This is a genomic window from Erythrobacter sp. SN021, from assembly GCF_021864455.1.
On sequence record NZ_JAKKUW010000004.1, the window covers coordinates 252,424 to 264,671 of the forward strand.

Annotated in this window: 10 protein-coding genes and 1 pseudogene; 5 read left to right on the forward strand and 6 right to left on the reverse strand. The window is 63.1% G+C overall.

The features are described 5' to 3' along the window. Positions 1-12 precede the first annotated feature (12 nt). From katG to ahpC, 3 genes are all read right to left on the reverse strand, one after another. Positions 13-2,226 carry a catalase/peroxidase HPI gene (gene katG, locus L5849_RS11450; RefSeq protein ID WP_236925670.1) on the reverse strand — a complete coding sequence of 738 codons (2,214 nt, stop codon included), beginning with the start codon at positions 2,224-2,226 and terminating at the stop codon, positions 13-15. Between the two features lie 238 nt (positions 2,227-2,464). Next, positions 2,465-4,054 (reverse strand): alkyl hydroperoxide reductase subunit F, encoded by a 1,590-nt coding sequence (gene ahpF / locus L5849_RS11455; RefSeq protein ID WP_236925671.1) that lies wholly within the window; start codon positions 4,052-4,054, stop codon positions 2,465-2,467. A 172-nt stretch (positions 4,055-4,226) separates the two neighbouring features. Then, positions 4,227-4,793: an alkyl hydroperoxide reductase subunit C gene (ahpC, locus tag L5849_RS11460; RefSeq protein ID WP_115415820.1), complete on the reverse strand. Its 567-nt coding sequence runs from the start codon at positions 4,791-4,793 to the stop codon at positions 4,227-4,229. A gap of 294 nt (positions 4,794-5,087) precedes the next feature. On the opposite strand from ahpC, the gene L5849_RS11465 reads away from it, so the two are divergent. Continuing rightward, a complete protein-coding gene (locus L5849_RS11465) occupies positions 5,088-5,474 on the forward strand; it encodes a hypothetical protein (RefSeq protein WP_236925672.1) in 387 nt (128 codons plus the stop codon). 118 nt (positions 5,475-5,592) lie between these two features. On the opposite strand, the gene L5849_RS11470 is transcribed toward L5849_RS11465, so the two are convergent. Further along, entirely contained in the window at positions 5,593-7,296 is a 1,704-nt protein-coding gene (locus L5849_RS11470) for a diguanylate cyclase (RefSeq protein ID WP_236925673.1), read from the reverse strand. A gap of 62 nt (positions 7,297-7,358) precedes the next feature. After that, positions 7,359-8,447 carry a chorismate synthase gene (gene aroC / locus L5849_RS11475; protein ID WP_236925674.1) on the reverse strand — a complete coding sequence of 363 codons (1,089 nt, stop codon included), beginning with the start codon at positions 8,445-8,447 and terminating at the stop codon, positions 7,359-7,361. 308 nt (positions 8,448-8,755) lie between these two features. On the opposite strand from aroC, the gene ruvA reads away from it, so the two are divergent. Both ruvA and L5849_RS11485 read left to right on the forward strand, forming a co-directional pair. Then, positions 8,756-9,364, forward strand: coding sequence for a Holliday junction branch migration protein RuvA (gene ruvA / locus L5849_RS11480; RefSeq protein WP_236925675.1), 609 nt, complete (start codon positions 8,756-8,758; stop codon positions 9,362-9,364). Then, positions 9,361-9,918, forward strand: a complete 558-nt coding sequence (locus tag L5849_RS11485; protein ID WP_236925676.1) for a DsrE family protein — start codon at positions 9,361-9,363, stop codon at positions 9,916-9,918. The genes ruvA and L5849_RS11485 overlap by 4 nt, the downstream gene beginning before the upstream one ends. 37 nt (positions 9,919-9,955) lie before the next feature. Here the strand turns inward: L5849_RS11485 and L5849_RS11490 are convergent, their stop codons facing one another. Next, a complete protein-coding gene (locus tag L5849_RS11490) occupies positions 9,956-10,291 on the reverse strand; it encodes a GIY-YIG nuclease family protein (RefSeq protein WP_236925677.1) in 336 nt (111 codons plus the stop codon). Between the two features lie 62 nt (positions 10,292-10,353). Here L5849_RS11490 and ruvB point away from each other — a divergent pair, with 62 nt between their 5' ends. Then, the gene (gene ruvB / locus L5849_RS11495; RefSeq protein ID WP_236925678.1) at positions 10,354-11,379 is read left to right on the forward strand and encodes a Holliday junction branch migration DNA helicase RuvB; all 1,026 of its coding nucleotides are present in this window, start codon (positions 10,354-10,356) and stop codon (positions 11,377-11,379) included. A 219-nt stretch (positions 11,380-11,598) separates the two neighbouring features. After that, a pseudogene (locus L5849_RS11500) lies at positions 11,599-12,248 on the forward strand (PEP-CTERM sorting domain-containing protein); the annotation flags it as partial.

The following is a 12,248-nucleotide window of genomic DNA, read 5'->3' on the forward strand; positions in this document are numbered from 1 at the left end:
CGGCGGGCCGGATCAGTGATATTTGGCGTATTCGAGATCGAAACGATCGGCTTCCATCACTTTGGTCCAGGCCTTGACGAAATCGTCGACGAACTTCCGCTCGTTGCCGTTTTCGGCATAGACTTCGGCCACGGCGCGGAGCTGCGAATTCGATCCGAAGACGAGGTCGGTGCGCGTGGCGTGCCACTTCACATCCCCCTTGAGGCGGCACTTGCCGACGAACTCCTCGTCTCCGCTCTCATCGACCACTTCCCACACCGTGCCCATGGCGAGCAGGTTGGTGAAGAAGTCGTTCGACAGCACGCCGGGGCGATCGGTGAGGACGCCGATGCTGTTGCCATGCTGCGTATGCTTGCTGACCGCTCCCAGTGCCCGCATGCCGCCGAGCAGTGCGGTCATTTCGGGCATGGACAGGCCAAGCAGATGCGCCCGGTCGACCAGCATGTCTTCGGTCTTCACGCTCGCCTTGGTCCTGAGATAGTTGCGGAACCCGTCGGCAAACGGCTCGAGCGGTTCCCAGCTTTCGGCGTCGAACTGATCTTCGCTGGCATCGCCGCGGCCGGTGCTGACCGGCACGGTGATGTCGTAACCACCGTCCTTCGCCGCCTTTTCGATCGCCGCCGCACCGCCCAGAACGATGGCGTCGGCCATCGAGATGTCGCCGCGCAGCTCGTCGAGCTTGGCCAGCACCTTGCCCAGTTCCTCGGGATCGTTGACGGCCCAGTTCCTCAGCGCATCGAAGCGGATATGCGCGCCATTGGCGCCGCCGCGATGGTCGGAATTGCGATAGGTCGAGGCCGAGGCCCAGGCTGCCTTGACCAGTTCGCTGACGCTGAGGCCGCTATCGAGGACCGCCCGTTTGAAGTCGGCGACCGCGCTGTCCGACGCCTGCTTCCCGGCCGGGACCGGATCCTGCCAGATCAGGTCTTCGGCCGGAACTTCGGGGCCGAGATAGCGGACCTTTGGCCCCATGTCGCGGTGGCACAGCTTGAACCAGGCGCGGGCGAAAGCGTCGTCGAGCGCGGCCTGATCGTCGCGGAAGCGTTCGGAAATCTTGCGATATTCCGGGTCGCGTTTCAGCGCCATATCGGCGGTGGTCATCATGGTCGGGACCTTCTTGGACGGATCGCGCGCATCGGGCGCCATGTCTTCCGGGTCCGGATCGATCGGCTGCCACTGGTTCGCGCCGGCGGGCGACTGGACCAGCTCATAGTCGTATTTGAACAGCAGCCGGAAATAGTCGCCGCCCCACTGGGTCGGATTGGGCGTCCAAGCCCCCTCGATACCGCTGGTGGTGATATGGCCCTTGCCGATTTCTTCGGGGTCGGTCAGCCAGCCAAAGCCCATGGTGTGCAGGTTTTCGCCCTCGGGTGCCTTGCCGAAAGTGTCGGAAGGCTTCGCGCCATGCGCCTTGCCGAAAGCGTGGCCGCCTGCCGTCAGCGCGACGGTTTCCTCGTCGTTCATGGCCATGCGGGCGAAGGTTTCGCGCATGTCGCGCGCCATGCCTTCGGCATCGTGCGGATTGCCGCCCGGACCTTCGGGATTGACGTAGATCAGCCCCATCTGGATCGCCGCGAGCGGGTTCTCGAGCGCCTTGCCCTCATCGGGAATGATGCGCGTTTCCGCACCGGTATCGACCCACTGTTCCTCCGTGCCCCAATAGACGGTTTCGGGCTCGAACACGTCCTTGCGCCCGCCGCCGAAGCCGAACACCGGGCCGCCCATCGACTCGATCGCGACATTGCCGGTGAGGATGAACAGGTCGGCCCAGCTGATGTGCTTGCCGTATTTCTGCTTGATCGGCCACAAGAGGCGGCGCGCCTTGTCGAGATTGCCATTGTCGGGCCAGCTATTGAGCGGAGCGAAGCGTTGCTGGCCGCTGCCTGCGCCGCCGCGTCCGTCGCCGGTGCGATAAGTGCCCGCCGCGTGCCATGCCATGCGGATGAAGAAAGGGCCGTAATGGCCGTAATCGGCCGGCCACCAGTCTTGGCTGTCGGTCATCAGATCGGTCAGGTCGCGTTTCAGCGCCTGATAGTCGAGCGCATTGAACGCCTCGCAATAGTCGAAATCCTCGCCCATCGGGTCGGCACTGCGGCCGCCCTGCTGGAGGATTTCGAGTTGAAGGCTGTCGGGCCACCAATCGCGGTTGGTACGGCCCAGCAAGCCGCGCATCCCGCCATCGCCATGGAAGGGGCAGCCGCTCATTTCACCTGTCTTGGCGTCCATCGTCTCTCTCCACTCTCTTTAGATTCGAAAATCCGGTGAAAGGATGATGCGCCTTTGTCGTTAATTCGTCCAATCGATTAATTGCGTCGAATTGATTGCCTCAGGCGATGATGTGCAGTTGTTTTCCCGTCATTGCGAGGAGCCGCAGGCGACGCGGCAATCCATGGTGGCGAAACCAACATCTGCGGCACATTGGATTGCCGCGCGACTGCGTCGCTCGCAATGACGGGGATGTTTTCTAGGCGGCTTGCGCGACGTCCTCGGCCGGCTCGGTGCGGATGAGGTAATCGAAGGCCGACAGGCCTGCCTTCGAGCCTTCCCCCATGGCAACCACGATCTGCTTGTAGGGCACGTCGGTAACGTCGCCTGCACCGAAGACGCCGGGAAGGTTGGTGCGACCTTCCTCGTCGGTGACGATTTCGCCGAATTTGGTGAGTTCGAGGCCCGAACCCTGCAGCCATTCGGTATTGGGGACGAGGCCGATCTGCACGAACACGCCTTCCAAATCGATGCGGCGCTCCTCGCCCGACTGGCGGTCCTTCAGCACGAGGCCGTCGACCTTGCCGTCCTTGCCGGTGATCTCGGTGGTCTGCCCGCTGGTGACGATCTCGACATTGGCCATCGAGCGCAGCTTCCTTTGCAGCACCTCGTCGGCGCGCAAGTGATCGTCATATTCGATCAGCGTGACGTGACCGACGATCTTGGCCAGGTCGATCGCCGCCTCGACGCCCGAATTGCCGCCGCCAATCACGGCAATGCGCTTCCCTTTGAACAGCGGACCGTCGCAGTGCGGGCAATAGGCCACGCCCTTGTTGCGATATTCCGCTTCGCCCGGAACGCCGAGATTGCGCCAGCGCGCGCCGGTGGCGAGGATCAGGCTGCGCGCCTTGAGGCTCGCACCATTGCCAAGCTCCACCGTGTGCAGACCGCCTTGCTTCTCGGCAGGTATCAGCTTCACTGCCTTGGCGAGGTCCATCAAGTCGATGTCGTATTCGCCCACATGGCGCTTCAATTCGCCGGCCAGCTTCGGCCCTTCGGTATAGACCGTGCCAGGCAGGTTCTCGATCCCCAGCGTATCGTGCAACTGCCCGCCGAAACGTTCGGCAGCGATGCCCGTGCGAAAGCCCTTGCGCGCGGTATAGATGGCGGTTGCTGCCCCGGCCGGGCCGCCGCCGACCACCAGCACTTCGAACGGGTCCTTGGCCGACAGTTTCTCTGCCGCCTTCGCTTCGCTGCCCGTGTCGAGCTTCGCCAGGATTTCGGCCAGTTCCATCTTGCCGTTGTAGAACGGTTCGCCATTGAGGAAGGTCGCGGGCACGGCCATGACCTCGCGTGCATCGACCTCGTCCTGATAGGTCCCGCCCTCGATCAGCGTGGCGGTTATGCGCGGATTTTCCAGCGCCATCAGGGTCAGCGCCTGCACCACGTCGGGGCAGTTGTGGCAGGAAAGCGAGAAATACATTTCGAAAGCGTAATCGCCTTCAAGTCCGCGGATCTGTTCCAGAAGATCGGCATCGACCTTGGGCGGGTGTCCCCCGGCCCATAGCAGGGCCAGCACAAGGCTGGTGAATTCGTGACCCATCGGCAGGCCCGCGAAACGAACCCACTTTTCCGCATCGCCGCCGCGGCGAATGACGAAGCTGGGCTTGCGCTCATCGGTTCCGTCGAAACTCGCGCTCACAAGGTCGTGAAGCGCGGCGATTTCTTCGAGCAATTCGCGCGTCTGCGTGCTTTTGGCGTCATCGCCGAGCGAGGCGACCAGTTCGACCGGTTCGCGCAGGTTCGCGAGATAGGTCTTGAGCTGCTGGGTCATGGTTGCGTCGAGCATGGGCGGACTCCGGGCTCCGGGTGGGACGAAGGATTCGAAAATCTTGAGGAAGGGAAAAGGCCCGGGGCGAGGGGGGAGGGGAGTGCCCCGGGCCTTCCAGCGACCCGAGTTTTAGGCTCGGGCTCTTATGCGGGCGCCCTTAGAGCGCCCGATCTGTCATCAGGCTTAACGCCTAGATCTTGCCGACGAGGTCGAGCGAAGGCGCCAGCGTGTCTTCGCCTTCTTCCCATGCGGCCGGGCAGACCTGGCCGGGATTGTTGCGCACATACTGGGCCGCGCGGATCTTGCGTACCAGTTCGTTGGCATTGCGGCCGACACCTTCGCAGGTCTGTTCGACGAGCTGGATGACGCCATCGGGATCGACCACGAAGGTCGCCCGATCGGCAAGGCCGGCGCCTTCACGCAGCACGTCGAAATTGCGTGCCAGCACGTGGTTCTGGTCGCCCAGGAACGGGAAGTTCAGCTTGCCGATCTTCTCCGAAGTGTCGTGCCAGGCCTTGTGGCTGAAATGGGTGTCGGTCGATACGCCATAGACTTCGACGTCCAGCTTCTGAAGCATTTCGTAATGTTCGCCGAGGTCTTCGAGTTCGGTCGGGCAGACGAAGGTGAAGTCGGCCGGATAGAAGAAGAAAACGGCCCACTTGCCCTTCACGTCTTCGTCCGTGACTTCGAAGAAGTCCTTGCCGGCCTGGAAGGCGGTGGCGGTGAACGGTTTGATCTGGCTTCCGATGATACCCATGAATGTCTCCGTAGTTCGGGTTGAAACTGATGGGGGTCAGATAGGCCTTGTTGCGATGCACAAAAGCGATAAGTTGCGATTGCGAGGATCGAAATAATCGATCAAATCGATGGAACCTTCGATAAGCTCGGCATCTGGACGCGTTCGTGCATTTTCCATCCTGTGCTGTTCGGCTCGCGCGGTTGCCGCCACAAAGCCGCCCATGGAGGAACGCGTGTATGGACGGGTCGTTGTACCTGTCATGCGGGCCGACGATGACGTGAAGGCCGCGACCTGTTTACGAGGAGGAACTCGATGATGCGGAAACTGGGAATTTCGATGGCGATCACGGCGCTGGTCGGCCTTGCCGCGTGCGAGCAGGCTGAGCAGGATGCCGACCCGAATACCGCAGAAACGGAAATCGCGGAGGCGGAAATCGAGCAGGTTACCGGCTCGGAAGCTCCGCTGGCGGAACGCAAGATCAGCTTCTGCGATGGCGAAGGCAACCGCTATGCGAGCGAAGAGGAAGCGCAAGCCGCCGGTCTCGAACCAGCGGAATACGGAGCGACCTATTGCCCGGAATATCTCGAGCCGACCATGCACCCGAGCTGGGATAAGGACGGCGATGGCCTAAACGATTGCGAGAAGGACGGTATTTGCGACGATTCGGTCGATTACACCCAGCCCAGACCCGACGCATAACGCACTACATTCAATGCGCGGCGGAGTGTCCCCCGCGCGGGAAAGCCGCGGTTTTCAAGCCTAGCTATGCGGGGCTGACAAACGCGCGGGACGCAAGGGCCATCGCGTTCCGTCCGGTTCATGCGGCATCCTTTGGCGCCCTGGGTTTGCGCACGATGGCCGAAGATTCGGTTCTTTCGAAATAGGCTAACCGTTCGACAACCATACGGTCGCGGCCTTCGTCCTTGGCGCGATAAAGAAGGACATCGCACCGCGAATACAAGGTCTCGTAATCGAGTTCGCTATTCGCATCGATCCCGGCGAGGATGATGACACCCATGCTGCATGTTACTTGCCATTCGATTTCCGGTACGTCGCTTGCGATAGCCTTCGCGACGGCTTGACGAAGATCGGCAAGCTGCTTTTCCGGCCGGCGGTGGGTTGTTTGGATCAGGAACTCCTCGCCGCCCAAGCGTATGGCGCGTGTCTGCGGTTCGGTGCGCAAAACGTCGGCGAGTGCGCAGAGCACGCGATCGCCGACGATATGGCCATAGGTGTCGTTGATTGCCTTGAAATAGTCGATATCGAGGATGGCGATGGCCGACGAACCGACAATCGGTTCGCTCTTATCGTCGAGCGCACGCCGGTTGAGGAGCCCGGTGAGGCTGTCGTGTCGGCTCACCTCGTCGAGTTCATCGGCACGGACAATCGCCAGGTCCCTTTCACGCCGCAATGTCAGAAGACGATCGGCAACGCCAAGAGTGACGGCGACTTCTTCGAACACGCATCCGATATAAAAGAACAATGTCGTATCATACTGCGCGCCGATCGGGCTTAGCTGTCCCAGAAGGCGCCAGCCGCCAAGCAGCATGAGCGGAGCGAGGCCGACTATCAGATACCAGACGTATCGGCTGCCCCGCCGCGCGGCGGTTGCGAGATACACGACGAGAAACGCCAGGATGGGGACGAAACCCATATGGTAAGCTTGGAATTGCCAGTTCGGCGCGGCCAGCGGAAATACCGCATTGGCGACGCTAATGAACAGCGCCCAGCCCGCGAAAATGATGGCCAGTTTTCGCAAGCGAGGGGGTACGGCGTCTCGCTCGACGAAATGGGTGGCGAAAATCAGGGTTGCTGCAACCGTGAAGCCGGTGTCGGCCAGCGCCATGCGGACGAGAAGGCCCATCGGCACTCCCGCAATCTTCGATAAAAGACCCGAATTGATAAGAACCGTGGCAAGCAGGGTCGTTGCGGTGGCGAAATGCCAGAATACGAATTTCTGCCGGAGCACCTGATAGACCGCCATTCCGAAGATCAACGGCATGACGAGCATGCCAGCCAGAGCGGCAATCAAAAGAACGAGATTGTCGAGCCCGGGCTCGGCGGCGGGATCGCGGTCGACCAGACGGGCGGTTGTCACCACACGCGGATCGCCTAGTCGGTCGATAGCCACAACCACATCTCTGCCCGGTGGGGTCGGCAGCTTGAAGAGGTCGGTGCCGACGACCGGTGTGAGATCATCGATCTTCCAGGACCGGCTGCGAATACGCCCGTCAGTATCCCGCGTCACCACATGGATCCGCTCGAAAACTCCGCGTTGGGCCGTAACGAAGCGCGTACCGCCATGCGTTGGCCCGGCATCGATGCGCAAAAAAATCCGTTCATTGTCGAGCGAAACCGTTTCGCCATCGCATCGCCAATCCTGCGCGAAGGCCTCGGCTCCTGGCGCGCCTTTCGCTACGGGTAGCGCGGCAATGCAATTCTCCACGCCAGCCTGAACGGAAGCGCTGGTGGGCGCGGCAAGGCTGATCGCGAAGAGAAACAGGATCAGTAGCGGTCTCATCGAACGACCACCACTAAGGCAGGCTCCAAAAAATACGGTTAATATGCTATGATTGCGGGCTCTCACCCCTGCCCGCACTGCGCGCGGTGGAGCAGCTTGTGGTCCGCCAGCACCAGCGCCATCATCGCTTCGACCACGGGTGTTCCGCGGATACCGACGCACGGATCGTGGCGGCCCTTGGTACGCACTTCGGTTGCCTCGCCGTCGCGGGTCACGCTGGCGACAGGGGTGAGGATCGAGCTGGTCGGCTTGAAGGCCACGCGGCAGGTCACCGGCTGGCCGGTCGAGATGCCGCCCGCGATCCCGCCTGCATGGTTGGCCTCGAAACGGGGGCCGTCATTGCCCCCATCGTTTAAGGAGGGGCGCATCGGGTCGGCGTTCTGTTCGCCGGTCAGCCGCGCGGCCTCGAAACCGTCCCCAATCTCGACCCCTTTGACTGCGTTGATGCTCATCATGCCCGCCGCCAGATCGCTGTCGAGCTTGGCATAGACGGGTGCACCCCAGCCCGCCGGCACACCTTCGGCCACGCATTCGACCACCGCGCCCAGCGACGAGCCGGCCTTGCGCGCCTCGTCGACCAGCCTTTCCCAGCGCAATGCGGCCTGTGCGTCGGGGCACCAGAAGGGATTGCGCGCGATTTCCTCGCGGTCGAAATTCGCGGGGTCGATCCGGTCACCGCCGATTTCCGCGACATAGGCGACGATGCTTACCTCGGGGATGACCAGCCTCGCCACGGCGCCCGCCGCCACGCGCATCGCCGTCTCGCGCGCCGAACTGCGCCCGCCGCCGCGATAGTCGCGGAAGCCGTATTTCGCGTCATAGGCATAGTCGGCATGGCCCGGTCGATAGGATTTCGCGATTTCGGAATAGTCCTTCGATCGCTGGTCGGTGTTCTCGATCAGCAGGCTGATCGGCGTGCCCGTGGTCTTGCTCTCGAACACGCCCGACAGGATGCGGACCGCATCCGGTTCCTGGCGCTGGGTGGTGAACTTGTTCTGCCCCGGCTTCCGTGCGTCGAGGAAGGGCTGGATGTCGCTTTCGGACAATGCGATCCCCGGCGGGCACCCGTCGACCACCGCGCCGATCGCGGGGCCATGGCTTTCGCCCCAGGTGGTAAAGCGCAGGGTCCGTCCGAATGTATTCCAGCTCATGCGCCTGTCTTGTCCCAAGCGGCCAGGCCTGTCCACTTTGCCTTTTTTGGGGCGGGGTGAAGCCGAGATTTTCCTACAGGGCCGAAAGTCTGCGATAGGAATGGGGAGTGAGAAAGGGGGGGCGGGGTGCCCGCAATGTGTCACCCTGGTCCTGGAGCGATATTGCGCCGTAAAATCAGGGATTTGGGTCACGAACCTATGGGGTGACGGGGTGTCGCCTTTGTCACCCGGACCCGGCCGGGGCAGGCGCTGGCGATAATTCGGCCGCCGGACTGGTCAAGGCGCCCAATGTCGGGCAGGAACAAACCATGATTGCAAAGCTCAAGGGATTGCTCGACGAAACCGGCGCCGACTGGGCGGTGATCGATGTGTCGGGTGTCGGCTATCTCGTCCATTGCTCGACCAAGACGCTCGCCGCGCTGGGCGAGGTGGGCGGGGCCTGCACCGTCTATACCGATTTGCAGGTGAGCGAGACCGATATGCGCCTGCTGGGTTTCGCCGAGGCCGCCGAGCGGGACTGGTTCCGCCTGCTCACCCAGGTACAGGGTGTCGGCAGCAAGGTGGCACTGGCGATCCTCTCCGCGCTTTCGACGGGCGAGGTGCAGGCGGCCTGCTCGAACGGCGACGCGGCGATGATCGCGCGCGCAAACGGTGTCGGGCCGAAGCTGGCGGGGCGCATCGTCAACGAGCTGAAGGACAAGGCCGGCGCGTTGCCGGGCGGCGGGATGGTCGGCGCTGCGGGTGTCGCCGTGACCCCTGCGGGCAGTGCCAGCGCCGATGCGGTGAGCGCGCTCGAAAACCTCGGTTTCAAACCCGCCGTGGCCGCGCGCGCGGTGGCCGCGGCAAAGGGCGAACTGGGCGAAGATGCGGGCGAGGGCGACCTCATCCGCGTCGCATTGAAGAGGGCAGCAGGATGAGAGTGGCAATTTTGCGATATGCGTTGACGGCGGCCCTGGCGGCGCTGGTAGCTTCGGCGGCAAGCGCGCAGGACATGAGCGCCTTCGAGACGGGGCCGGTGTTCAAGGACTTCGGGCCTCACGCGCCGGTCGAGGGCGTGGGAAAGCTGTCGGCGGGCACGGCGTTCAAGCACAGCTTCGACGTCAGCGAGGCTGCGAGCGAGGGGAAGGCCAACCGCCATATCGAAAGCGCCGCGCGCTTCATCAACATGCACGCTGCCGCCGGAGTCGATCCTGAGGATATTCAGGTCGCGGTCGTGGTTCACGGCGGCGCTTCGCTCGATCTGCTCAAGGAACCGGCGTGGGAGGCACAGGGCAAGCCCGGCGTGAACGCCAGCCACGCCCTGGTGCGCGACCTTCTCGACCACGGTGTGCGGGTAATCCTGTGTGGCCAGAGCGCCGTCGCGCACGGCATCACGCAGGACGACCTCGTCCCCGGCGTCGAGATGGCGCTCTCCGCCATGACCGCGCACGCGGTGCTGCAGCAAGCGGGCTACACGGTGAACCCGTTTTGAGTGGGATATCCCCCCATGTCGTCATCCTGAACTCGTTTCAGGATCCATTTTTCGGCTCGTCCGAAGCAAGCGGCTCGAAGCCCAATTCTATAGCCAAATCTATCCAGTGCGGATTGTCCCCTTCGATGAGGTTGATCTTCCATTGACGATGCCAGCGCTTCAACTGCTTCTCGCGCAGGATGGCCTGCTCCATGTCGCCGAACATCTCGAAGCGCACGAGACGATGGACCTTGTAGCGCGCCGTAAATCCGCCTGTAAGGCCCTCCCGGTGTTGATAGAGACGCTGCATAAGGTCGCTGGTGACGCCGACATAAATCGTTCCGCGCGGCTGACTCGCAAGGATGTAGACGCAGGGTTGGTGCTCGATCGGCATGCGTGGGTGATTGCCGCGCGATGGATGCTGAAACAAGTTCAGCATGACGGTATGGGGGTGGTGTGACCGAACCCGTCCCCCTCCATTCGCCCGACCGGCAGCCCGAAGACCCGGATGCGGCGCTGCGGCCCAAGAGCCTTGCCGAGTTCGTCGGACAGAAGGCGGCGCGCGAGAACCTTCGCGTGTTCGTCGAGGCTGCCAAGGGGCGCGGCGAGGCAATGGACCATGTGCTGTTCTTCGGCCCGCCCGGGCTAGGGAAGACGACGCTGGCGCAGATCGTCTCGAAGGAGCTGGGCGTGGGGTTCCGCGCCACCAGCGGCCCGGTCATCGCCAAGGCGGGCGATCTGGCCGCACTGCTCACCAATCTCGAGCCCAACGACGTGCTCTTCATCGACGAGATTCACCGGCTCAATCCGGTGGTCGAGGAGATTCTCTATCCGGCGATGGAGGACCGCGCGCTCGATATCATCATCGGCGAGGGGCCGTCGGCGCGCAGCGTGCGGATCGACCTGCCGCCCTTCACGCTGGTCGGCGCGACCACGCGGCAGGGCTTGCTGACCACGCCGCTGCGCGACCGCTTCGGCATTCCGGTGCGGCTGACTTTCTATACCGAGGACGAGCTGCTCAAGGTCGTCACCCGCGGCGCGGGGCTGCTCGGCATGGGCATCGACGAGGGCGGCGCGCGCGAGATTGCCCGCCGTTCGCGCGGCACCCCGCGCGTCGCAGGCCGCCTGATGCGCCGAGTGCGCGATTTCGCCAGCGTGCTGGGCGAGCCGATCGTGACCACGAAAGTGGCGGATGAGGCCCTGACCAGGCTCGAGGTCGATTCGCTCGGCCTCGATGCGATGGACCGCCGCTATCTCACCATGATCGCAACGACTTACAAGGGTGGCCCGGTCGGGGTGGAAACGCTCGCGGCGGGCCTGTCGGAACCGCGCGACACGGTGGAGGAGGTGATCGAACCCTATCTCATCCAGCTCGGCCTGATCGCGCGAACCGCGCGGGGGCGCTGCCTCAACGATGGAGGCTGGGCGCATCTCGGCTTGTCGCCGCCATCGACACCGCAGGGAGACATGTTCGACAAATAGGGTTATCGAAGCGGTAAGAAAGCTGCATCAGAGGGTCCCGAAACGGGACGGGGCTTGCACAACCCTCGTATTTCCGCGAAAAATTTACTTTCTAGATGCATGAGCGATCAGTAAATTCGCGCGAAAATCCGAAAACGGGAGTCGCAGAAAGAATCAAGGGTCGCTGCAAGGCGCGGAAATTCCTCCGCTCCTTGGGCGGTCGCAAGAGGAAGTTTCACGATGTCGGTCAAGTCAGCTCTAGCCAAACTCTCGGCCACCGCGGCGGGTGGAGCGTTGCTTGCAGGCGGTGCCGTGCATGTCGCGGAAAAGCCGATTTCCGACAATCCGCAATACAAATCGAAAGCGGTGAAATACGTCAAGCAGGCCAAGCCGCGCGCTGTGCCGCGGCCGACCGTGCCGCGTGCCCGCACCATTCCACGCCAGGTCGAATGCGTGCCCGCCGAATCGCCCGAAGCGGCCTATAACCCGAACAACATCTGCCCGCCGGTCTATCGCCAGGCGATGGCCCCCGTTCCCGTACCTCCGCTGCCGGCAGCGGCGCCGGTCGGCGGTGGCGGCTCGGCCCGCTCGATCCCGGGCGGTGGCTATGGCGGCGGATATGGCGGCGGCTTCGGCGGCGGCTTCTTCGGCGGGTTTTTCACCGGCTCGAGCGGAGGCGGCAGCGTCATCGTCAATTCGACCACCACGACCGGGGGCGAAACGCCCGACGTGATCGTCGACGTATCGACCACCACGTCTACCGGCGGCAGTTCCACCTCGACCTCGACGGGTGGGTCCTCGACCTCGACCTCTACAGGAGAGGTTTCCACAACGACCAGTTCGAGCAGCAGCACGGGTGAGGTGTCCCCGTCGACCGGCGCGAGTACGAG

What these genes read in the sequence shown, in the direction of transcription:
- ruvA (WP_236925675.1), top strand. Translation starts at nt 8,756, where the DNA reads ATGATTGCAAAGCTCAAGGGATTGCTCGACGAAACCGGCGCCGACTGG.
- ahpC (WP_115415820.1), bottom strand. Translation starts at nt 4,793, where the DNA reads ATGGGTATCATCGGAAGCCAGATCAAACCGTTCACCGCCACCGCCTTC.
- L5849_RS11490 (WP_236925677.1), bottom strand. Translation starts at nt 10,291, where the DNA reads ATGCCGATCGAGCACCAACCCTGCGTCTACATCCTTGCGAGTCAGCCG.
- L5849_RS11465 (WP_236925672.1), top strand. Translation starts at nt 5,088, where the DNA reads ATGATGCGGAAACTGGGAATTTCGATGGCGATCACGGCGCTGGTCGGC.
- aroC (WP_236925674.1), bottom strand. Translation starts at nt 8,447, where the DNA reads ATGAGCTGGAATACATTCGGACGGACCCTGCGCTTTACCACCTGGGGC.
- L5849_RS11485 (WP_236925676.1), top strand. Translation starts at nt 9,361, where the DNA reads ATGAGAGTGGCAATTTTGCGATATGCGTTGACGGCGGCCCTGGCGGCG.
- ahpF (WP_236925671.1), bottom strand. Translation starts at nt 4,054, where the DNA reads ATGCTCGACGCAACCATGACCCAGCAGCTCAAGACCTATCTCGCGAAC.
- L5849_RS11470 (WP_236925673.1), bottom strand. Translation starts at nt 7,296, where the DNA reads ATGAGACCGCTACTGATCCTGTTTCTCTTCGCGATCAGCCTTGCCGCG.
- katG (WP_236925670.1), bottom strand. Translation starts at nt 2,226, where the DNA reads ATGGACGCCAAGACAGGTGAAATGAGCGGCTGCCCCTTCCATGGCGAT.